This is a genomic window from Pseudomonas sp. NPDC098747 (assembly GCF_044760045.1).
GTDB lineage: Bacteria > Pseudomonadota > Gammaproteobacteria > Pseudomonadales > Pseudomonadaceae > Aquipseudomonas.
On sequence record NZ_JBIWAL010000010.1, the window covers coordinates 38247 to 60383 of the forward strand.

General features: G+C 57.1%; 19 protein-coding genes, 1 tRNA gene and 4 pseudogenes. 13 read left to right on the plus strand and 11 right to left on the minus strand.

Annotated features, from left to right (window positions below):
- Positions 1–447 (minus strand): annotated as a pseudogene (locus tag ACIQVE_RS08720) (LysR substrate-binding domain-containing protein); the annotation flags it as partial.
- 17 nt (positions 448–464) lie between these two features.
- Between ACIQVE_RS08720 and ACIQVE_RS08725 the strand changes: the two are divergent.
- Together ACIQVE_RS08725 and ACIQVE_RS08730 are read left to right on the plus strand one after the other, a co-directional pair.
- A pseudogene (locus tag ACIQVE_RS08725) lies at positions 465–587 on the plus strand (agmatine deiminase family protein); the annotation flags it as partial.
- Positions 588–637: 50 nt separating this feature from the next.
- Positions 638–1663: a GlxA family transcriptional regulator gene (locus ACIQVE_RS08730; protein ID WP_402806826.1), complete on the plus strand. Its 1026-nt coding sequence runs from the start codon at positions 638–640 to the stop codon at positions 1661–1663.
- Between the two features lie 130 nt (positions 1664–1793).
- On the opposite strand, the pseudogene ACIQVE_RS08735 reads toward ACIQVE_RS08730, so the two are convergent.
- Positions 1794–1898 (minus strand): annotated as a pseudogene (locus ACIQVE_RS08735) (DUF559 domain-containing protein); the annotation flags it as partial.
- A 679-nt stretch (positions 1899–2577) separates the two neighbouring features.
- Between ACIQVE_RS08735 and ACIQVE_RS08740 the strand changes: the two are divergent.
- On the plus strand, positions 2578–2943 hold the full coding sequence (locus ACIQVE_RS08740; RefSeq protein ID WP_402806828.1) for a DUF6124 family protein: 366 nt from the start codon (positions 2578–2580) through the stop codon (positions 2941–2943).
- A 124-nt stretch (positions 2944–3067) separates the two neighbouring features.
- Positions 3068–3427 carry a DUF6124 family protein gene (locus ACIQVE_RS08745; protein WP_402806830.1) on the plus strand — a complete coding sequence of 120 codons (360 nt, stop codon included), beginning with the start codon at positions 3068–3070 and terminating at the stop codon, positions 3425–3427.
- A 75-nt stretch (positions 3428–3502) separates the two neighbouring features.
- On the opposite strand, the gene ACIQVE_RS08750 is transcribed toward ACIQVE_RS08745, so the two are convergent.
- On the minus strand, positions 3503–4531 hold the full coding sequence (locus ACIQVE_RS08750) for an alpha/beta fold hydrolase (RefSeq protein WP_402806833.1): 1029 nt from the start codon (positions 4529–4531) through the stop codon (positions 3503–3505).
- A 318-nt stretch (positions 4532–4849) separates the two neighbouring features.
- Here ACIQVE_RS08750 and ACIQVE_RS08755 point away from each other — a divergent pair.
- Positions 4850–4924 (plus strand) — tRNA-Gln (locus ACIQVE_RS08755).
- 115 nt (positions 4925–5039) lie between these two features.
- Here ACIQVE_RS08755 and ACIQVE_RS08760 read toward each other — a convergent pair.
- From ACIQVE_RS08760 to gstA, 3 genes are all read right to left on the minus strand, one after another.
- Entirely contained in the window at positions 5040–7028 is a 1989-nt protein-coding gene (locus ACIQVE_RS08760; RefSeq protein ID WP_402806836.1) for a U32 family peptidase, read from the minus strand.
- 357 nt (positions 7029–7385) lie between these two features.
- Positions 7386–7766 carry a RidA family protein gene (locus ACIQVE_RS08765; RefSeq protein WP_401229382.1) on the minus strand — a complete coding sequence of 127 codons (381 nt, stop codon included), beginning with the start codon at positions 7764–7766 and terminating at the stop codon, positions 7386–7388.
- Positions 7767–7833: 67 nt separating this feature from the next.
- On the minus strand, positions 7834–8445 hold the full coding sequence (gene gstA / locus ACIQVE_RS08770; RefSeq protein ID WP_402806839.1) for a glutathione transferase GstA: 612 nt from the start codon (positions 8443–8445) through the stop codon (positions 7834–7836).
- 109 nt (positions 8446–8554) lie between these two features.
- Here gstA and ACIQVE_RS08775 point away from each other — a divergent pair, with 109 nt between their 5' ends.
- Complete coding sequence (locus tag ACIQVE_RS08775; RefSeq protein WP_402806841.1) at positions 8555–9463, plus strand: transcriptional regulator GcvA; 909 nt, start codon at positions 8555–8557, stop codon at positions 9461–9463.
- Positions 9464–9633: 170 nt separating this feature from the next.
- On the plus strand, positions 9634–10002 hold the full coding sequence (locus ACIQVE_RS08780; RefSeq protein ID WP_402807152.1) for a cupin domain-containing protein: 369 nt from the start codon (positions 9634–9636) through the stop codon (positions 10000–10002).
- 3 nt (positions 10003–10005) lie between these two features.
- Here ACIQVE_RS08780 and ACIQVE_RS08785 read toward each other — a convergent pair whose 3' ends face one another.
- Both ACIQVE_RS08785 and ACIQVE_RS08790 read right to left on the minus strand, forming a co-directional pair.
- Positions 10006–10215: a hypothetical protein gene (locus ACIQVE_RS08785; RefSeq protein WP_150603233.1), complete on the minus strand. Its 210-nt coding sequence runs from the start codon at positions 10213–10215 to the stop codon at positions 10006–10008.
- Between the two features lie 96 nt (positions 10216–10311).
- Positions 10312–10668 carry a VOC family protein gene (locus ACIQVE_RS08790; protein WP_402806846.1) on the minus strand — a complete coding sequence of 119 codons (357 nt, stop codon included), beginning with the start codon at positions 10666–10668 and terminating at the stop codon, positions 10312–10314.
- A 140-nt stretch (positions 10669–10808) separates the two neighbouring features.
- Here ACIQVE_RS08790 and ACIQVE_RS08795 point away from each other — a divergent pair, with 140 nt between their 5' ends.
- The 6 genes and pseudogenes from ACIQVE_RS08795 (at position 10809) to ACIQVE_RS08820 (ending at position 18926) form a co-directional block, all read left to right on the plus strand.
- A complete protein-coding gene (locus tag ACIQVE_RS08795) occupies positions 10809–11264 on the plus strand; it encodes a hypothetical protein (RefSeq protein WP_402806848.1) in 456 nt (151 codons plus the stop codon).
- 292 nt (positions 11265–11556) lie between these two features.
- Positions 11557–13936, plus strand: a pseudogene (gene tssI / locus ACIQVE_RS08800) (type VI secretion system tip protein TssI/VgrG).
- 17 nt (positions 13937–13953) lie between these two features.
- Positions 13954–16143, plus strand: a complete 2190-nt coding sequence (locus tag ACIQVE_RS08805; protein WP_402806851.1) for a hypothetical protein — start codon at positions 13954–13956, stop codon at positions 16141–16143.
- A complete protein-coding gene (locus tag ACIQVE_RS08810) occupies positions 16124–17038 on the plus strand; it encodes a tetratricopeptide repeat protein (protein ID WP_402806853.1) in 915 nt (304 codons plus the stop codon). The genes ACIQVE_RS08805 and ACIQVE_RS08810 overlap by 20 nt, the downstream gene beginning before the upstream one ends.
- Positions 17035–17982 carry a tetratricopeptide repeat protein gene (locus tag ACIQVE_RS08815; protein WP_402806856.1) on the plus strand — a complete coding sequence of 316 codons (948 nt, stop codon included), beginning with the start codon at positions 17035–17037 and terminating at the stop codon, positions 17980–17982. Before ACIQVE_RS08810 ends, ACIQVE_RS08815 begins: the two co-directional genes overlap by 4 nt.
- Complete coding sequence (locus ACIQVE_RS08820; protein ID WP_402806859.1) at positions 17979–18926, plus strand: tetratricopeptide repeat protein; 948 nt, start codon at positions 17979–17981, stop codon at positions 18924–18926. The genes ACIQVE_RS08815 and ACIQVE_RS08820 overlap by 4 nt, the downstream gene beginning before the upstream one ends.
- Positions 18927–18949: 23 nt before the next feature.
- Here ACIQVE_RS08820 and ACIQVE_RS08825 read toward each other — a convergent pair whose 3' ends face one another.
- The 3 genes from ACIQVE_RS08825 to galE all read right to left on the minus strand — a co-directional run bounded on the left by ACIQVE_RS08825 (position 18950) and on the right by galE (position 22122).
- Positions 18950–19435 carry a DUF6130 family protein gene (locus tag ACIQVE_RS08825; RefSeq protein ID WP_402806862.1) on the minus strand — a complete coding sequence of 162 codons (486 nt, stop codon included), beginning with the start codon at positions 19433–19435 and terminating at the stop codon, positions 18950–18952.
- A 126-nt stretch (positions 19436–19561) separates the two neighbouring features.
- Positions 19562–21037, minus strand: a complete 1476-nt coding sequence (locus ACIQVE_RS08830) for a family 16 glycosylhydrolase (RefSeq protein ID WP_402806864.1) — start codon at positions 21035–21037, stop codon at positions 19562–19564.
- 29 nt (positions 21038–21066) lie between these two features.
- Positions 21067–22122: a UDP-glucose 4-epimerase GalE gene (gene galE, locus ACIQVE_RS08835; RefSeq protein ID WP_402806866.1), complete on the minus strand. Its 1056-nt coding sequence runs from the start codon at positions 22120–22122 to the stop codon at positions 21067–21069.
- Between the last annotated feature and the right edge of the window lie 15 nt (positions 22123–22137).

Below are 22137 nucleotides of genomic sequence, written 5' to 3' on the forward strand. Positions count from 1 at the left end.
TCAGGATGACGGTAGATGATCCGATAACCACGTCACGAAACGCTGGGCCATCGGATCATTCTCGCTGTCGCGATGAGTCAACAACGCCCAGTTCGGGCCGCGTATGGTCGCCTCGACCAACGGCAGCAACACGCCGTCAGCCCGCGCCTGACGGCTGAGCAACTGGCTCACCAGCGCAATACCCAGCCCCGAGCACGCGGCGTCGAGCAGCAAGCCCGGATCAGAGAAATTCAAGCCCTGATCCTGCTGGCCGACATCGACCCCGGCTTCCACCGCCCAATGGCTCCAGTCCATTTCCCGCTCACCATGCAACGTTGTGCGTTGCGCAGCGGGCAGCGCCCACACACTCGGATGACAGGCCGGGTAGAGGCGGTCGGCGTGCAGCACTTTGAAGCTGCATTCGGCCTGGGAACTGATGTCGTCACGCACGGCGATGTCGATAGTCTGCAAAACAGCGGACAAAAAAAACTTTTGTTCTGCTGTCCGAGCTGTATCCGGATCGTGAAATCGTCCAGCTCAACATCGACGCGATCGCTGCCGGGGGTGGCGGGATTCATTGCGTCACCAGCCATCAGCCGCAGGCGTGATTGACTCCGGCGCGGTTCAGGCCAACTATCGGCGCATAACAACATGACCGATGGACCAGACCTTGATCGAACGACGCCAATTCAGCGGGGGCATGAAGGGCAAAAACCTCCGCTATCTGAATGAGCAATCCGCTGACCAGGCCCGCGTGACGCGCGCGGGTTTTCTACTGCTCGAACACTTTTCGCTACCGGCCTTCACCCAGGCGCTGGACACGATCATCACCAGCAATCTGTTGCGCGCGGAGCTGTTTTCTACGCGCACGTTTGGCTTGAGTGAAGCTGAGGTCGTCAGCGACTTGGGATTGGTGATCCGCCCGGATGCGCGAATTGATCTGGCGGCGCTTCAGACGCTGGATTTGTTGGTGGTGTGCGGCGGTTATCGCACCGAACTGCGCGCCAGTGACGAATTCATCAGCCTGTTGAAAGCAGCAGCAGAACGCGGTGTCAGCCTCGCGGGTTTGTGGAACGGCGCGTGGTTTCTAGGCCGCGCCGGATTGCTCGACGGCTATCGTTGCGCGATCCACCCGGAACATCGCCCGGCACTGACCGAAATCGCCAAAACCACCCACGTCAGCAGCGAGCCCTACGTCATCGACCGCGACCGCCTCACGGCATCGAGCCCGTCCGGGGCGTTTCACATGGCGCTGGACTGGATCAAGAACCTGCACGGCAAGGCGTTGGTCGAGGGCGTCGAGGATATCCTCGCGTTCGAGGAGTCGCGGTATCGGCGGATCAAACCGGATGAAAACATCTGCGTCAGCGCGCCGCTGCGCGAAGTGGTAAAGCTGATGGATGCCAACCTCGAAGAGCCGCTGGAGCTGGAGCAACTGGCGGTCTATGCCGGCCGATCCCGGCGCCAGTTGGAGCGCTTGTTCAAGGAACAGCTCGGCACCACGCCGCAGCGCTATTACCTGGAATTGCGCATCACCGAAGCGCGGCGGTTGCTGCAACATACAGAGCTGTCGCAGGTGGAAGTGCTGGTGGCGTGTGGGTTTGTTTCGCCGAGTCATTTCAGCAAGTGTTACAGCTCGTATTTCGGCTATCGCCCTTCGAAGGAAAAACGGCTGGTCAAATAATCCGAGCCGTCACTAACCCAAGCCCCTGACTAACCCGAGTTCACCCTGGTATCCCAAGTCGGCGTAGCTCCGCCATTCAACTCGGTCAGTCCCCTCTCCCTCCGGGAGAGGGTTAGGGTGAGGGGCTTTTCGAGATTTGGCGGGCGCGCAGCTTTTGCCAGAGCAGGTGTTCGCAGTCAGTTTGATTGGTGCGCAAATGGCGGGCGAATTGGGCGAGGGTGGGGCGATTGTGCATGCTTCACGATCCTTGTGAAGTGGATGGAAATTTAACTGTAGACCAATTTTCCCTCACCCCAGCCCTCCCGAAACGTCGGACCGCCCGGAGGGAGAGGGGGCCGACCGAGATGTCTTGCGTCATACATCGACCTGAAAGACCGAGTCGATTATGGATTCGGCAGCAGCGCCGCAATGTCGATCATGGATTCGGCAAGTTTAGGTCGGTGAAAGATTGTGTCGATCATGGATTCGGCATTGCACTTTCAGGTCGACGTATTCATGGAGCATCGCACGGTCAGTTCCCTCTCCCTCCGGGAGAGGGCTAGGGTGAGGGGCTCTTCTAAACACCATCCCGCACGTACGTTTAACTTACACCAACTGTTACGCCATAAAGGCTACAAAACCTTGTGCCTTTACCTACGCGTACGCCAGAATCCGCCGGCTTGTGCGCTGTGCCCTAGGACTCTATCGTTGACCTGCCACTGCCTATCAGTGGTCGGGTTTAGTAGCCCGTTTGGTATTAGTAAGCGCACGAGCTCCATTCAGTCAGGTATGCCTCCTGCACTTGATGGCGGTTGTGCGTAGGGCGCTCTCGGGCGCGCCGGTTTTGCTAATTCCACCGGTCTACTAACCTGCGCACAGCTGCCTCCCTTCTTTTAGTAGAGAACGGTCGTGGCCCTACTTTTGGAATTAGAGATATGTTCAAAATCACGCCCAACCCGCCAGAAACCGATCCAATCCCCTACGACGCAGCGCTCGAACCTCAGAACATCAAAGAGGCAACAGAACGCGCAATCAACTTCTACCTCAATCCATCGGCACTGAAGACCTCTATCCCCACCCGCAAGACCGGCAGAATCTATCTCATCGACTCCACGGTGGATGACGAAACGCTGCTCGTTGAGGCCTACGAAACCTTGTCCTCCGCCAGTGACATGGCGCGGGAATTCGCCGAGTTGATAGACGGGCCGCATCGCAAAAGGATGCTGATGCTGCAACAGGCGATCATGCTCAGCGAGCTGGTCGTCGGTCGAGTCCTGGACAACCAGCGCTTGCCGCAATAGTTGCAATGCAGCCAAGTGAGGGGGCTTGCTCCATCACTGCACAGAAGCGTCAACGGTCGTGATCGTGACGCTTCGCGCCCGCTATCAAAAAACCTCAAGCGGTTCTTGTCTGGAGTATCAACTGATGTCCAAGCCACCCGAACCACCGGTCACAGACCCGGCATCGCCGTACGCATCACCCAACTCAAGAAAACTCCACGAAGCGGCAGAGCGTGCACTCGACCATTACCTTTTGCCTGCGGGCGCGATCATGGCGGCACCCTATACGCCCAGCACTATGTTCATGGTCAACCCGCAGTCCGACTCCGAGTCTTTGCTGACCAATGCCAGCGGCTCTTTAGCGTCTGCTACGGTCATGCTCGGCAATTTTGCAGGGCTGCTAGAGGGGTCAAACCGCCATACCCTGCTGGGCATTGCGCAAGTGGTCATGTTGGGGGAGTTGGCAGTAAACAAGGCGTTAGATATCGTTGTGCCAACAGAGTAATCACGCGCGTTAGCCATTAAGCAGTCAGCCTCAGCGGCTGGCTGCTTTTTTTGTTCCGGCCAGGGTGAGGCGCTTCTACAGGTGATCCGCATCAATCACAGCCTTGGCAAACGCCTGCGGATCTTCCTGCGGCAAGTTGTGGCCAATGCCACCGTTGATCAGCCGAAACTCGTACTTCCCGGTAAATCGCTTGGCGTAATCCTCAGGCGCCGGGTGCGGCGCACCGTTGGCGTCGCTCTCCATTGTGATGGTCGGCACGCTAATCGATGGCGCGGTGGCCAGTTTCTGCTCCAGCGCCGCGTATTTCGCTTCGCCCTGAACCAGGCCCAGACGCCAGCGGTAGTTGAATACGGTGATGTCGACGTGATCGGGGGTCTCCAGCGCTTTGGCGGAGCGATCGAACGTAGCGTCATCGAATTTCCACTGCGGCGAAGCGGTTTGCCAGATCAGTTTGGCGAAGTCGTGGGTGTTCTTCGCATAGCCGGCGCGACCGCGTTCGGTGGCGAAGTAAAACTGATACCACCATTGCAATTCAGCCTTGGGCGGCAGCGGGTCCTGCCCGGCAGCCTGATTGCCGATCAGGTAACCGCTGACCGCCACCAGCGCCTTGACCCGCTCCGGCCACAACGCGGAAACGATGCCGGCCGAGCGTGCGCCCCAGTCATAACCGCCGAGCACCGCTTGCTTGATCTTCAACGCATCCATGAAGTCGATGACGTCACTGGCCAGCGCCGCCGGTTGGCCGTTGCGCAGGGTGTCTTTGGAGAGGAACTGCGTATCGCCAAAACCCCGCGCATACGGCATCAACACGCGATAACCTTTGGCCGCGAGCAACGGCGCGACTTCATCGTAACTGTGAATGTCGTAGGGCCAGCCGTGCAACAGAATCACCACCGGACCGTTGGCCGGACCGGTTTCAGCGTAAGCGACGTCCAGCACACCGGCCTTCACATGTTTCAGCGGGCCGAACGGCGAAGGCGCGGAATAGCTCACAGCCGCAGGTTCCGTGGTTTGTGCCTGAACCGTGGCAAAAGCGCCGAATAGCGACAGCGCCAGAATCGAAAGTCCGAATGCGGTTTTGCGGGTGTGCAGTGCCATTTTCATGGTGACGTCTCCTGTGCGAACCGTTGGCTGAGGGGTGCGAATAAATCCTTCAAACCGTGAGTGCATTTAAGCGTAGGGACGTATCTGGCCTGTGTCGAAGAGGGGTGATGTTGAAAATTGCTGTATCGCGGAAGGGTTCGTACACAGTGGGATACACGGTGCCAAACGGGCTGATGATTGGCCTGAATCCAGGCAAAAAAATAAGTCGCTGTTTTAAAACAAAAAATATTTCATTTCGGGCTTCACAAACGTAACGAATGTTGATAAATTGCGCCCCGTTCTTGCAGTGATCCTCACGGAGCCGCTGACAAGTGCTGTAGGGGCGTCGCCAAGCGGTAAGGCAGCAGGTTTTGATCCTGCCATGCGTTGGTTCAAATCCAGCCGCCCCTGCCATATATCAAAAAACGCCAACTTCGTAAGAAGTTGGCGTTTTTTTATGCCTGCGATTTGGCCATTGATGGAGCAGGGCATGCGTGCGCGGCGCCGAAGCACCGCGCACGCCAACCACTCAGTGCGGTGCGCGCGGGATGGTTTTCATCAGGTCTTCAGGGCTGATGTGCCCGACAACGCTGCCCAGTTGCGGCAGGTTGAGGATGTGGCCCTTCATCTTGCCGATGATGTGCATCTCGCATGGCTTGCAGTCGAACTTCAGCGTCAGCACTTCATCGCCGTGGATCAACTGCATCGGCGCGACTTTGGTACGCACGCCGGTCACGCCTTTGGCCTGTTTCGGGCACAGGTTGAAGGAGAAACGCAGGCAGTGTTTGGTGATCATCACCGGCACTTCGCCTGCTTCTTCGTGCGCTTCGTACGCGGCGTCGATCAGCTTCACGCCGTGACGATGGTAGAAGTCGCGCGCCTTCTGGTTGTAGACGTTGGCGAGGAACGTCAGGTGCGAATCCGGGTACACCGGTGGCGGCGTGGTTTCGGCTTTGCGGCCGCCGCGCGGATGAGCGGCGACGCGGGCGGCGGTCAGGGCTTCGATCACTTCACGGCGCAGGGATTTGAGCTGTGAGTTAGGGATGAAGAAAGCCTGTGGCGCATCGAGTTTGATGTCGGTGGCGTGGTATTGCGTGGTGCCGAGTTGGCCGAGCAAATCGCGTAACTGCTCCAGTGCCTGCTCCGGTTTGTTGGCAACGCCAAACGGACCGTTCAGGGTGACGCTGGCGCTGATGCCTTCTTCACTGGTGGCGGTGATTTCCAGCTGCTCTTCACGCAGACGGGCAAACCAGCTCAGGGCCACGCGACGCTCGGAAGAGGTTTTTTGCAGCGCCTGCTGCCAGTTGTGATCGAGGTTGCGATTCAACGGGTGGTTCGGGCGCAGTTTGAACAGGCCTTCCGGCATTTCGTTCGGCTCGACGCGGTAGCGGTAACGCTTCTCGCCGTCTTCTTCGAACTCGCCTTTTGGCTCGGCGATGTTGGCGCGGAAACCAATCACTTCACGCTTGACCAGTACGTTCAAACCGTCGCCGTTGGACAGCGGATCGTGGGTCACGACCAGCATGTCACGCTTGCCGACTTTCTCCACCGTGCCGACCGGCAAACCGGTGAACGTCGGCGAATCGAAGGCGCCGATGTCGATCTTGCGATCAGTCACGAAGTAATCGGTGCTGCCCCGGTGGAAGGTTTTTTCCGGGTCGGGCAGGAAGAAATGCGCGGTGCGGCCGCTGGAGGCGCGGGCCAGATCCGGGCGATCTTCGAGCACGTCATCGAGGCGCTGGCGGTAATAGGCGGTGATGTTCTTCACGTAGCCCATGTCTTTGTAGCGGCCTTCGATCTTGAACGAGCGCACACCGGCTTCGACCAGGGCGCGGATGTTGGCGCTCTGGTTGTTATCTTTCATCGACAACAGGTGTTTTTCGTAGGCAATCACGCCACCCTGTTCATCCTTGAGGGTGTACGGCAAGCGGCAAGCCTGGGAGCAATCGCCACGGTTGGCGCTGCGCCCGGTCTGCGCGTGGGATATGTTGCACTGGCCGGAGAACGCCACGCACAACGCGCCATGAATGAAGAACTCGACGGCGGCGTCGGTTTCATCGGCGATCGCGCGGATTTCCTGCAGATTAAGCTCGCGGGCCAGCACCAATTGCGAGAAACCGGCCTGATCGAGGAACTTCGCCCGTTCCAGCGTACGAATGTCGGTCTGGGTTGAGGCATGCAGCTCGATCGGCGGAATGTCCAGCTCCATGACGCCCAGATCCTGGACGATCAGCGCATCGACGCCTGCGTCGTACAACTGATGGATCAGCTTGCGCGCTGGCTCCAGTTCATTGTCGTGCAGGATCGTGTTGATGGTGGTGAAGATTCGCGCGTGATACTTGCGGGCAAATTCCACCAGTCCGGCGATCTCGCTCACTTCGTTGCAGGCGTTGTGGCGGGCGCCGAAGCTCGGGCCACCAATGTACACGGCGTCGGCGCCGTGCAGGATCGCCTCGCGGGCAATCGCCACGTCGCGGGCCGGGCTGAGCAATTCCAGATGATGCTTGGGCAAAGACATAGTTTTTTTTAGTCAGGCTGTCACGGTCGAGGCGCGCATTGTAGCCCCGAAACGCGCGCCGGGCACGCCCGTGCTGCCCGATGGCAACCGCCACCCTGGCAAAACCTGTGGGAGCGAGCCTGCTCGCGAAGAGGCCGGCACATTCAACATCAATGTCGCCTGACCCAACGCCATCGCGGGCAAGCCCGCTCCCACAGTGCTTTATGCCAGGCACAAACCTTGCGACCACCGTCAAACCCAGTGGGAGCGGGCTTGCCCGCAATAGCGGTGGATCAGTCAACAAAGATGTCGACTATCAGTGCGCCATCGCCAGCAGGCTGGCTCCCACAGGTTTTTGTGTTTGCTTCAGATTGGGGCTCAGGCTTTTGCAGCCATCGCGGTCACTTCCACGCGCATGCCTTCAACGGCCAGGGAGGCAACGCCAACCGCCGCACGCACCGGCCACGGTTTGGCAAAGAAGCGCTTGTAAACCTCGTTGAACGCTGCACGGTCAGCCATGTCGGTGAGGTAGATCGTCAGGTGCATAACCCGGTCCATCGAACTGCCCGCACGTTCCAGCGCAACTTTCAGCGCTTGCAGCGTGCATTCGCTTTGCTCGGTGATGTCGCCCAGTTCCAGGCTGCCATCAGCGCGGGTCGGAATCTGCGTGGAAACCATGATCCCGCCAAAGGTCGCGACGTCGGAAGAAATGGACTCGGCGTCCGGATCGGGCGTGAAGGTGATGTCTTGGTTGGCCATGTGGGTCCCTTGTCTGAGCGAGTAAAGATCGCCGCAGTTTACAGATTCGTTGGCCAATCGGCACAGATCAGACCGGCTGCGTTGCCTCTTCTGCCGCAATCGCCGACTGCACGGCTGGACGCTCGGCGATGCGCCGCATGTACTCGGCCAGTAGCGGCCAATGCTCGATGTCGATGTTGAACACTGGCAGCCATTTGAGCACGGTAAACAGATAGGCATCCGCTACGCCGAATGTGCCCATCAAATAATCCTGTGTAACCAGTGTCTGGCTCAGGAAGTCCAGACGCTTGAACAATTTGTCTTTGAAGATTGCCCGGGTCGATGGCGCAATCTCGCTGTTGAACAGCGGCGAGCTGGCGCCGTGGATTTCAGTGCTGATGAAATTCAAGTGTTCCTGCAACCGCGCTCGCTCCCAGGTGCCGGGTGGCGGCGCCAGTGTATTTCCGGGTACTTGATCGACTATAAACTGCAAAATCGCCGGGCCTTCTGTCAGTACCTCACCGTTATCCAGTTCCAGCGCAGCGACATATCCCTTCGGATTGATCTCACGAAAATCGCGCCCGTCGGCAGTGCGTTTGCTCTGGTTATTTACGCGAATCAATTCGAACGGCAGGCCCAGTTCGCACAGCACGATGTGCGAAGACAGGGAGCAGGTCATGGGCGCGAAATACAGTTTCATGGCACTTCCTTGCTGAAAGAAGGCGCAAGAATCCTCCGTTGCAGAGGGTTTCGCAAAGGTCATTTGAAGTGCTAGCGTATGACAAAATCTCATGAGTGCCGAAAGTTATATGACCGCCAGACTTCCATCCCTCAACGGCTTGAAAGCCTTCGAATCAGCCGCCCGGCACATGAGTTTTACCCAGGCTGCCGAAGAGCTGAACGTCACCCAGACCGCCATCAGCCATCAAATTCGCCGACTCGAAGCGGAGCTTGGCGTGCCGCTGTTTCTTCGGCTCAAGGACGGCTTGGCGCTGACTGAGGACGGGCAGGCGTACCTGCCCGGCATCCGGTCGGCCTTCCATGAGTTGCGCCATTCGACGGAGCAGTTGCTGGCATCGCGTAACACCAGCGTGCTGACTATCGGCACGTTGGTATCGGTGGCATCCAAGTGGTTGTTGCCGCGCCTGCCGGCGTTTCAGCAGGCCTTTCCCGATATCGATGTGAGGGTCAGCGCGTCCACCGATCTTGTGGATTTTCGCAAGGGCGGCATTGATGCGGCGATTCGGTATGGCCGGGGTGACTGGAAGGGATTGCGGGCGGACTGGCTGATGTCCGATGAGATTTTCCCGGTGTGCAGCCCGGCATTGCTCGCAGGCACGAAGGCTTTGAACACACCGGCAGACCTGCTCAACCACACGATGCTGCAAGTCAGTGGCATGACCGCCGGCGACTGGAACACTTGGCTTAGCGCGGCGGGTCAACCAGCGCAACTGGCCAAGGCGCCACGATTGACCTTCGATCTGGCGTTGATGGCGGTGCAGGCTGCGGTTGACGGGCAGGGCGTGTGCATCGGGCGCTCGACCTATGTCGATGATGATTTGCGCGCGGGGCGGCTGGTGGCACCGTTTGATCTGCGCTTGCAAGATGATCTGGGTTTCTATCTGGTGACGCCTGTTGAAACGGCTGACTCGAAGAAGATTGTTGCGTTACGGACATGGCTACTGGCGCTGCAGCAACGCCGCCAGCCGTTTGTATAAGCGTGTATCAATCCCGACCCGGGACACACGCCAATAACAAACCAAGGTTTCACGACACATCAGCTCTACATGCCCTGTTCAAAGTGGATGTCACCACACACCACTGAGTTTGAGAGGGCAACATCATGCGCCGTCCACTGTTCCTGACTACCGCCGCAATACTCGCTTCGATGATCGGCATCGCACACGCCGCCGATACCCAACCCAAGAGCTGGCAACAAGGCCTGAGCCGTACCGATTTGGTTCGCCAGGATCTCGGCGCCGCTGACCGCGAAGTCATTCAGGCACGAGTCGATTTCGAACCTGGCGTGACCTCGCCACGCCATGCGCATCCGGGCGTGGAAGTCGCGTACGTGATCAGCGGCACATTCGAATATCAACTCGAGGGCAGGGCGCCCGTGACGCTGAAGGCTGGTGACTCTCTGTACATTCCCGAGGGCGTGGCGCATATCGCCAAGAACATCGGTACAGACAAGGCCTCGGAGTTGGCGACTTACATTGTGAAGAAGGGCGACCCGTTGTTGATTCTCAAACCGTAGGGTTTAGTGCAGTGTCACAACGCGACGACTCTCGCCAATCCTGATCCGGTCGAGCGCCCGATTTAATGCATCAAGTGCGTCGAGAAGCGCTTTGGCTTCCGCTTCTCGACCATCCCCCCACAAGCGTTCGGCCATTTTGTTCAAGGCCTGGATCGATCGCTCGATTTCCGCAGCGGTGGCGGCCTCTTTACTGACCGGTTGTTTCTTGGGCATTCGGTGACTGTCCTGCAAAACGGGTGACTGCCGTTTTAGCACGATGCCTGCATGCCGTGAAGTTCAAAGCCACACGGAGTTGTTTGCCATGCCCAATCATGGAGAGGCCGACCACACGGCGAGCTCATAGCCATCTGGGTCGATGAAGTGGAAGCGGTGCCCACCCGGGAACGAGAAAACTTCACGACTGATCGTAGCGCCTGCTGCCTTGAGCCTGAGTTCTGTAACGCCTAGATCTTCCGCGTAGAGAATGACCAATGGTCCGCCGGGCCGCACAGGTTCTCCGGTAGTGAATCCACCGGTCATCCGACCGTCGCTGAACTCGGTATAAGTTGGGCCGTAGTCAACGAAACTCCAGTCGAATACGGCCGCGTAAAAGGCCTTGCTTCGGGCGATGTCGACGACGTTGAACTCGATATTGTCGATCTGCCGGTCTTTTCCTCGAATACCCATTGACGCTTCCTTGGCTGATTGGGGAAAAATCGAGTTTAGTGGATTGGGCCTGGCATGTGTTCACGCCCGCCACAAAATCCAGCTCGTCTCCTAACCTGTTACATCAAGTTTGCATCTGACAGGGAGGCCAGGAAATGCCAATGGACTTTAGAAGTGATCTCGTCGCAGCAATCCTTTTGATCCTTCCATTGTTCCTTCTCGCAAGTATGGGGGGCGCCCCGCTTTATTCGGGCGCCTGGTATCTCATCGGCGTGCCTTTGATCACTCTGATTCCGGGATTGATTTTTCGCGTGCCAGCGTTGTTCCTGACGGGAACAACAGCCGCAGCAATCACGACTCTTTTGATCTACATCTCACTCATGTCCAGCATGGGTAGAGAGGCGGGTCTTGTCGGACTTGGGCACCTGTTTTCCATCCCCGGCATGTTGGTAGGTACATGCCTGTCGATTTGGTTATTGAAGTATCGCGTCATGGCAACGTTGCCGTGGGTTGTTGCGAGTGTCGCGTTTTTGGGAGCTGGCCTTGGTTTTTTGTTCGCGCAGATGATCGTTTGCAATACGCTCATGTATTGCGGCGCACTTTCGTTTGGGATTTGAGTTGACGTAAGGGCTCGTCCGCTTCTGGCTCAGCGCGTTTTTACACACCCGGGGCCAGAAGCGGACGTGCGACGGATGAGTGCGTGGTAGCTAACGAAACTAAGAAACATATTGTTTCAATTCTTTGTAACCCCCACGTACTGGTTCTCTGCGGGCAACTGCGCAACTTCTTGCGCAGTTCAAGCAAGTTATGATTGCGCACTTTACAGAGCTGCTCGCCCAGAGCCCCCATGTCTCAGAGACGAGCTTGGGTTTTAAGGAAGATTTACAGCACGTCAAGGAGCTACAAGAGATGTTCAGTCCTGCCAACCAAACTCATTTCAGCCTGACCATCGATAATCTTGAGCACGATCTTCAGGTGCTTTCGTTCACCGGCACCGAAGGCATCAGCCAGCCGTTTCGTTTCGACCTCGAACTGGTCAGCGAAAACCCCGACCTGGATCTGGAAACCCTGCTCCACAAACAGGCGTTCCTGGCGCTGGACGTTAACGGCAGCGGCATCCACGGCCAGATCTATCGCGTCGCCCAAGGCGATGCCGGCAAGCGTCTGACCCGCTACAAAGTCTCGATGGTGCCGCAACTGCAATACCTGCATCACCGCACCAACCAACGCATCTACCAGCAGATGTCGGCGCCGAAAATCATCGCGCTGATCCTCGAAGAACACGGCATTAAAGGTAACGCTTACAGCTTACAGCTTCCAGCTGAGCCAGCCGTGCCCGGATCGCGACTACTGCGTGCAATACGACGAAACCGACCTGCACTTCGTCCAGCGCCTGTGCGAGGAGGAAGGCATTCACTACCACTTCCAGCACAGTGACAAAGCCCACCTGCTGGTGTTCGGCGACGACCAGACCGTATTCCAGAAACTCGGCCAGCCCACCGCCTACGTGCAAGGCAGCGGGCTGGTCGCCGACGAACCGGTAATCAAAAGCTTCAAGCTACGTCTGGAAACCCGCACCAGCCGCGTCACCCGCCGCGACTACGATTTCGAAAAACCGCGCCTGCAAATGGAAGCGGCGTACAAACCTGACGGCGCTCTTGATAGCAAAAGCAGCGAACCGGATCTCGAAGACTACGACTACCCCGGCCGCTTCATCGAGCGTGCGCGCGGCAAGTTCCTCAGCCAACGTGCCCTCGAACGCCACCGCGCCGACTACCGTCAGGCCGAAGGTCGTGGCGACCAGACCAAACTGGTCAGCGGCCACTTCATGGAAATGTCCGACCACCCGCGCAGCGAGTGGAACGACCTGTGGCTGCTCACCGAAATCGTCCACGAAGGCAAACAGCCGCAAGTCCTCGAAGAAGGCGTGACCAGCGACACCACCGATAACAAGGACGACTTCCACCAAGGCTACCGCAACACCTTCCTCGCCACCCCGTGGGACGTGTTCTACCGCCCGGCCCTCGAACACCCGAAACCCCGCGTCCTCGGCAGCCAGACCGCCATGGTCACCGGCCCCAAAGGTGAAGAAATCCACTGCGACCAATACGGCCGCATCAAGGTCCAGTTTCACTGGGACCGCGAAGGCCAGGCCGACGACAAAACCAGCTGCTGGATGCGCGTCTCCAGCTCCTGGGCCGGTGATCGCTACGGCGCCATCAGCATCCCGCGCATCGGCATGGAAGTCCTCGTCACCTTCCTCGAAGGCGACCCCGACCAGCCACTCGTCACCGGTTGCCTGTACCACAAGGAAAACCCGGTGCCGTATGCCTTGCCGGCGAACAAGACTCGCAGCGTGTTCAAAACGCTCAGCTCCCCGGGGGGCGGTGGGTACAACGAACTGCGCATTGAAGACAAGAAAGGTGCAGAGCAGATCTACATTCATGCGCAGCGCGATTGGGATGAAAATGTTGAGCACGACCAGAAGATTCGGGTCGGCAATGAACGCCATGACACGGTGGAGAAGAACACCTATACCGAGCTGAAAGCCGAAGAACACCGCACCACCATTGCGGATCGCAAGGTTGAGGTCAAAGCCGATGACCATTTGGTGATAGGCCAAAACCAGCACATCAAACTGGGCACCGCACAGTTGATGACGGCAGGCAAAGAAATCCATCTCAAGGCCGGGCAGAAAATGGTTATCGAAGCAGGCACGGAGCTCACTGTGAAAGCCGGCGGTAGCTTCATCAAGCTGGATGCCGGTGGCATTACCGTAGTGGGTCCGGTCATCAAGCTGAATGCTGGAGGTGCGGCGGGTGTCGGGACCGGAAATGCCGCGCTCCTGCCGCTGGTGCCACTGCCAGCGGCTTCTGACAAGGCCGGCGAAGTCCCCGAGCGGGGCGAGTCGCAACCGGCGCCGGACGTCATTCACAAGCTCAGCGCCACCATCAGTGCAGTGCCCGGTCATCCAGGTTACGAAGATGAGCCCTATACGCTGTTCGCCGATGGCGCCGTGATTCAGGAAGGCCTTACGGGCGAAGACGGTAAGATCAAGTTTGATCACGTTCCGGGCACTCAAGCCTACGCGGTGGAGTTGGTGAATGGCCATCGTTTCGAGATTGAACCCAAGGAAGAAAGCAGCCAATCCGCTTCACAGAACCAACAACTGGCACGTCAAGGCTATCGCGACTATCACGCGCAGGCCGACCAGCTCGAACCGATGGGCTCGACGGATGACTACCGCGCCGTTACGTTGAACCCGGCCAGCAAGCCGAAGAGCCATTGAGTGCAGGAAGCAATCGAATGACCACTGATTACAGCAAAGAAGTTATCCAGCTGACGCCTACAGAACACAAGTCCACTTCCCTGACCATGGACTGGTTCGCGAGGAAAGCGCTCTACCCACCACGTGCCGGCATTAAGGTCACCCCATTGATCAATGGTGATAAGGCATTCGGCGCTGTATACGATGCCATTGAGGCCGCGACGAAGAGTGTCGAAATCATCAGTTGGGGATTCGACCCGGCGATGCGTTTCAAGCCGGGCAGCGATCGCATCGGCGAGCTACTGGATGTTCGAGGTCGCCACGGGGTCAAGACGCGTGTGCTGATCTGGAAAAACCCAGTGGCCAACTTTGTTGAAAACACCATCATTGGCGATGGCCTGACTGGCTCAGGCGGGACGGCCATGGGCTCTGGCATCACCAAGGGCAGTGCCGGTTCCAACCGCACGCTCGAAGATCGTCAGAAACTGGAGTATCGCCGCACGATTCATCAACATGAACTGACCAAACTTCGTGCCGGTGAAATCCCCGCCTACGGGACCAGTGGTTTTCGCTACGACCAACGCGAAAAGGAGCTGCTGGCCATTCTGCTCGACATTGAAACCGAACTGAGCGGGCAAGGTGGCTACAACAAACTCAAAGGCTCAGGTGCGCCCAAATATTCCCCGCAGGATCAGGAATACACCCGGGAATGGTTCAATCGCATCCACGATGGGCGGATGCAGAACGTCGAGTTTCGCACCCGAGACTTTTCCACAGAGATACCCCTGAATGCCGCCATACGCGGACCGCAGATGAGCGATGAAAAAGGACGTCTGGCGACCCTTTTTCGATTGATGAATGGCGAAGCCCCCGATACCAATTTTGCGCATATGTTGCTGTTAACCCTGTTTGGCAGCCACCACCAGAAGATGGTGTTAGTGGACTATGAAGACACTGCGAGCGCCGTAGGCTTTGTCATGGGGCACAACATGCATCGCAATTATTGGGATACCAGCGCGCACCTGTATGACGACAAAGCCGCGCGGCGTAGCCCGGGCTTCGGTCCCTGGCAGGACTTGTCGATGAAAGTGCAAGGCCCTGTTCTGCATGACCTGAACCACAACTTCAGCACCGCCTGGGATCGGGAAACCTCTTGGGTTAAAAAATGGTTTTCCGACGGCCTGCGCGATCAACGCCAAGCCGTAAAGCCGGACAATTTCAACGCTGCCGGCTCGACCGTGGCGCAGATTTGCCGCACACAACCACAAGAAGGTGCCGAGACCTCGATTCTGGAGCTGTACCACAAGGCTCTGGGCAACGTGCGCAACTACGCCTATTTTGAAAACCAGTATTTCCGCTACCCGCCGTTTGCCAAACAGTTGCGTGAATTGGCGGCTGCATACCGAAGCAAAAAACGTAAAAATCCTCTCTATCTGTTCGTGGTCTCCAACAACCCCAACGACAAGGGCTTTTCCAGCACCACTTATGCCACCTTGCAGGAACTGGGGCAGGAGCAGCTGATGCCCCAGGCTCAGCGCAGCCTGGTGGAAGAGATGCTGCGAAAACGCAGCCAGTTGGCGGATCTGCAAACAGATCTACACAGCGATGCTTACGTGCGGCGGGCTCAGCTCAACCGAGCCGAGGTACTGCAGCGCGATATTACCGACCTTGAGAAAAAAGGGGTTACCCCTGAGTTAGAGCAGCGCCTGGGTGGTCTCAAACCAACAGATATTCCTGAACTCGGCAAACCGAAAAATGGCGAGGAAGAAGATCAAAAGCCTTACGCCTTGAAGGATTTACCAGGCCTTAAAGTCGTCATCGCAACACTGACTGCTTGCACTCCAGAGCCCGGAAACACGTTAGCCGACGGAGAGCAGGCTTTTTTCAGGGACATCTACGTGCACTCAAAATTGCTGGTGGTGGACGATGTCTTCAGTCTGCTCAGTTCTGCAAATATCAACACTCGTAGCCTGCATACAGACTCTGAGTTAGGTCTGGCTGCACCGGATGCCGAGTTGGCCAAGAACTGGCGGGAAGAGTTGTGGAAGTTGCATGTTGGTGAGTCGGTTAACGATGACAAGGGGCGTTGTGACGCAGTTGCCAACTTCGAAAAATGGAATGATGTAATGGATAAAAATTGGTCAAGAAAAAATAAAAATGAGCCGTTGTTAGCCCATCTGACGAGATTCTGGGACGTGGAGACTCCGTATGCCAAAGCCATCGACTAAAGCGATTTCCCTCTGCGCCATCATTCTTTCTTTCTCATTAAGTGGAGCTCCTGCTATGGCCTATCCAAATTTTACCTGTGCTTATGAGAAGGACCACAACCCTCCGCTAGATGCAGAGGCCGAGCGCTGGTTTCAACGAGCCCGACATTTAGAAAAAGAGTTAGGGCATTGGCCTGAGGTGGTTGCGCTTTATGAAAAGGCCATCGCTAAAGATCATTGGAAGGCGATGCATAATCTTGCTCAGCTTTATCGTGTCGGTGAACCGGGAACTGAAAAAAATCCCGGAATAGAAGTCGACACCAGCAAGATGCTTGATCTCTACGAGCGCATGGTAAAACTAAAGGTGCCCCTTGGTTATTACAACTGGGCTGTAGTAGCAGAGCAAGGAAAAGGGGTTTTAAAGTCAGATCGAATGGCGACCTCTTATATGTTTCAGGCGGCGCAGCTCGGTAGCCCCTTAGCGCAGGTTGAAATAGGGCAATATTTTGCCTATTCACTACCCAGTGAGAAACAAGATGACGACATGGCTGAGCGCTATTACCGTTGCGCTGGGGCGCAAGACAACCCTGATGCAATATTGAAAACCGCGAGCTTTTATGAGATTGCTAAAAAAAACAAACCTCGAGCGTTATTCTATTATCAGCGAGCAGCGACATTGGGTAGCGCCACAGCATTAAGCAATTTAAAAGGAGCATTCGAGGAGCAGCCTGAACCTATGTATAACTTTGGTTATCAACCAGACAAAAAGCTCCATGAGCTATATTCGGCTCTATGGAAGCAGCTGCGGGCCGACCGGAGTCTACGCTTCCCTAATCTCATAAAAGACCACCCGCTTCCAGCCCACCCCATGCAGGGTTTTGACGCAGAGCATCCGGATCGCCGACCCGAAATATGAGTGATCTCCTTCAACAAGAAATGCGTCGGCGCATACCTGGGCGATTGATTAAAGCAATGGTTTTTTGTTCTGTCTGCTTGTGCGGTGTATTCAATGGCACTCCGGCCATGGCCTATCCAACGTTTACCTGTGCCTACGAAAAAGACCACAACCCGCCGCTGGATGGGGAAGCGGAGCGCTGGTTTCAAGAGGCCCGCACTTTGGAGAAGGTAAGAGGCGTCAAAGACTGGATAACCATCGTCGGGCTCTACGAAAAAGCCATCGCCAAAGATCATTGGAAGGCGATGCATAACCTGGCGGGGCTTTACCGCACGGGCTGGCCGGGACAACCGGGTGTTGAACAAGACACCAACAAGATGCTCGACCTCTATGAGCGCATGGTGAAGCTCAAAGTCCCGCTGGGTTATTACAACTGGGCGGTGGTTGCCGAAAATGGACGAGGAGTGTTGAAGTCAGATCGCATGGCGAGTTCCTATATGTTCCAGGCAGCGCAGCTAGGCAGTCCTTTAGCACAAGTTCGAATCGGAAATTACCTCTCCTTCGAATTGCCTCGAGACAAGCAGGATGACCGAATGGCTGAGCCATATTTTCAGTGTGCTGGAGCTCAAGATTCACCAGAGGCTATTATAGAAACAGCTGCGTTCTATGATATTTCTAAAAAAAACAAACCTAGAGCCTTATTCTACTATCAACGTGCTGCATCATTAGGGAGTGCTAGAGGTTTAAGTTATCTCAGTGGGGCATTTGAGTCTCAACCGTCTCCGGTAGATAACTTTGGATATCGGCCAGATCCCAAGCTTCATGAGTTGTATGCCGGCCTGTGGGAGCAACTAGATGCTAACCCTGAATTGCGCTTCCCTAATCTGATGAAAGACCACCCGCTTCCAGCCCACCCCAAGCAGGGCTTTGACGCAGAGCACCCGGATCGCCGGCCGGAAATATGAGTGATCTTCTTCAACAAGAAATGCGTCGGCGCTTACCTGGGCGATTGATTAAAGCAATGGCTTTTTGTGCTGTCTGCATGTGTGGCGTATTCAATGGCACTCCAGCCATGGCCTATCCAACGTTTACCTGTGCCTACGAAAAAGACCACAACCCGCCGCTGGATGCGGAAGCCGAACGCTGGTTTCAACAGGCCCGCGCCTTGGAGAAGGTACGAGGTGTCAAAGACTGGATAACCATCGTCGGGCTCTACGAAAAAGCGATCGCCAAAGATCATTGGAAGGCGATGCATAACCTGGCGGGGCTCTATCGCACGGGCTGGCCGGGACAACCTGGTGTTGAACAAGACACCAGCAAGATGCTCGACCTCTACGAGCGCATGGTGAAGCTCAAAGTCCCGTTGGGTTATTACAACTGGGCGGTGGTTGCCGAAAATGGACGAGGAGTGTTGAAGTCCGACCGGATGGCCAGTTCCTATATGTTCCAAGCGGCACAATTAGGTAATCCGTTGGCTCAAGTGCGTATCGGAAATTACTTTGCGTTCCAATTACCTAAAGACAAACAAGATGAACGAATGGCCGAGCCATATTTTCAATGTGCTGGAGCTCAAGATTCACCAGAGGCTATTATAGAAACAGCTGCGTTCTATAAAATATCTAAAGAAAACATGCCTCTTGCGCTATCTTATTACCAGCGTGCAGCGTCATTAGGCAGCGCTAGAGGTTTAAGTTATCTCAGCGGGGCATTTGAGCCGCAACCATCTTCGGTAGATAACTTTGGATATCAGCCAGATCCCAAGCTTCACGAACTGTATTCCGGCCTATGGGAACAACTAGATGCTAACCCCGAATTGCGCTTCCCTAATCTGATAAAAGACCACCCGCTTCCCGCCCACCCCAAGCAGGGCTTTGACGCAGAACACCCAGACCGTCGACCTGAGATATGAGCCATCTCCATCAACATTGTCAGTCACGGTTTAACCGCGTGCCCGTCGTCCATGTGCGGAACGTCCATTGGTTTCACCTCGGGAACAATAAAACTGACCGTCGTACGGGTGAGAACGGTGTGGGTCGGGTCGGCGATTTCCAGCAGAACCTTGTGCGGGCCGGGCGTCAGTCCCACCAGGATAATCGGGTCTTCACTGGTGTGCGCCCACGTGCCTTTCCAGTCATCGACCGTCACATGAAGGTGGCCGAGACGGGGTGATACGTCACCCGCGACTTTGCCAAATACCGGCATGATCCTGGCGTGTTCTGTTCGATACTGGATGATCACCACCCCGCGCGCGAGCGGCCCGGCCAGCGGCGGAAAGGCAATGATTTTTGCCTGCGATTCGGATTCCAGGGGGAGTATCGCCGGCGGCTGATCGACGCTTGCTGATTCCTGAGCAAACGCCGCGATGCAATAAAAGCCTGCCAAGGACAGCACATACAGATTTCTGAGAGCGAGAAACATGGCGTTTTCTCCCGCGTGGTTTTGTACAAGGCTAGACCAGCGGATGCAGGCATTAAACCCGCGCCATGTACCACTCATCAGAAGACTGAAAAGTGCTCGGAAACAGTTCTATCGATCAGTCTGGCTCTACGGACGCTGCGTCCAGACCTTCACATAGTCGATGCGAAACGTGGAGGGCAGGTCGGCGTCATCGACCACGCCGAACCAGTTCCACATCGCCTCGCTGTCGAACACGATTTGCATCGGGAAGAACCAGTGCGTGTTCTTCGCCTCCCGCACCATCACCCCGTCGACGTACCAGCGCAGGGTGTCCGCTCGCCAGTCGAAGCCGTAGACATGAAAGGTGTTCGCCAGCCGCCACGGCGCCGTCCAGGTGCTGCCGTCGCTGAGGTGTTCGTCGCTTTGCGGCGTGGCCCAGACGTGCGCGTTCATGTTGTACATGACGTCGAATTTGCCATTGAGGGTCTTGCCGCCGATTTCGAAGATATCGATTTCGGTGGCGTTTTCCGGCAGCCCGGTCCAGGCCAGCCAGAACGCACTGGAGCCCGCCGAGTTCATCGGTTTGGCTCGCGTCTCGTAATAGCCGTAGAGCCCACGCTCAATGGTGCGTACCATCGCCGAGCTGTAGTCCTTGTAGCCCAGGCGCACGTACTTCTCGGGCAGCGTTTGCTTGCGAAACGAGATGTTCAGATTGCCATTGGCGACCTTGGCATTCTCGGGCAGAAACAATGCCGGTTTGCGCCCGAGCGAGTCAGTGCCCGTGGCGTTGTTGACGTGCCAACGGCTGGCGTCGATGGCGGTGCCGTTGAATTCGTCGGACAGCCGCGTATCCAGCACCCATTTCCCGGCGTTCGCCTGATCGGATAACGGCAGGTTGGCGTTGGTTCGCGCGGGTGTCGGGCCTAGCGGGCCGGTGCGAGTCCACGCACTGGAGGGCGGCGGCAGTGTCACCGCCCATTTTTCGGTGAGGTAATCCGAGACCTGCTGACGTTCTGCCTGCGAGGCGAGCAGCCGATCGTAGACCAGCACTTCGGCAATGTCGCCACGCAAGATTTCCGAGGTGCCGACCACGTTGCGCGCCACGGCGAACGGGCCGATGGGTACGTTCGTGGTTTCCAGAAACGCCACGGTTGGCGCATAGGCGCCGGTCTGCTGAACGCTGAGGCCGAAGTTCGGTGCCACGTTGTCGTTGTCGGCCAGTTGCGGACGGGAGCTGAACAAGCGCTGCCAGGCTTTGCCGCCAGCCTGTTCGCGCAAGCGACGCGAGACCACGAACACCGTTACCGGACCTTTTACGGTGCGAATGGCTTGGCCGGTGAAGGCCGAGGCTCCGTTGAAGCGCAGCACCGAGCGACCATTGATGGCGTTCTCCACGCGCAAGGGCAGGGAGGCGGCCGCCGGATCATCAAGGTTCACATCATTGCTCTGCCCGGATTTGTCCTGCCATCGCGAGACCCGATTCTGCGCATCAAGGCTCATGTGCGTCGAGTCGGCGCCGTCCAGCCACAGCACCAGCCCATCGGTGACAGGCAGATAGGGAGAGGCCTGCGCTCCGGCGCTCAACATCAACCAAAGCAATGTCAGTACGGTTTGCCTGAACATGGCGAAGTCCTTCCCGGATCAGACGGCCATTATTTGCCGGCGAATGCCAACATCGGCGCGGGCTGCTGCAGGTAGCCGTCCGGGTTGTTCGACTGCCAGCGCCAACTGTCTGTGAGCATTTGCCCAAGGTTGCGTTGTGCGTTCCAGCCCAACTCGCGGCTGGCCTTGCTCGCATCGGCCCAGTACTGCGCCACATCACCGTTGCGCCGGGGGGCGAAGCGGTAGGGAATGCTGATGCCGGTGACGTCTTCGAAACCGCGAATCAGTTGCAGCACGCTGTAGCCGATGCCGGTGCCGAGGTTCCAGATGTGAATGCCGTGGTCGCCTTGCAGTCGCTCGAGGGCTTTGAGATGACCTTCGGCCAGATCGACTACGTGGATGTAATCGCGCACACAGGTGCCGTCGACGGTCGGGTAATCGTTGCCATACACCATCAACTCGCTCATCCGTCCCGTCGCGACCATCGTCAGGCACGGCAACAGGTTGTTCGGTATGCCGTTGGGCGCCTCGCCGATCATGCCGCTTTCGTGAGCACCGATCGGGTTGAAGTAACGCAGCAGGGCGATGTTCCAGCGTCCATCGGAACACGTCAGGTCGGTCAGCAATTCTTCGGCCATCAACTTCGAGCGGCCGTAGGGATTGGACGGTTTGCCGGTGCCCAGCTCTTCGCCGATGGGCGTGCAGGCCGGTTCGCCATAGACCGTCGCCGAGGAACTGAACACCAGATTGAACACATGCGCACGCGCCATGGCCTGGCACAGCGTGAGCGTGCCGGTGACGTTGTTGGCGTAATAATCCATGGGTTTGCGCACGCTTTGCGCCACGGCTTTGAGTCCGGCGAAATGCACCACGGCTTCGATGTCGTAGTCGCTGAAAATCTCGTCGAGCAACCGCGAGTCGAGGATGTCGCCCTCGATGAATTCGATCCGTGTACCGCTCAGTGACTCGAGCCGCCGGATCGATTCGACACTGCTGTTGCTCAGGTTGTCCAGCACCAGCACCCGGTGGCCGGCCTCCACCAGTTTCAACGCGGTATGGGAACCGATGTAGCCGGCGCCCCCGGTGATCAGCGTAGTTTTGCGCATGACGATGTGCTCCAG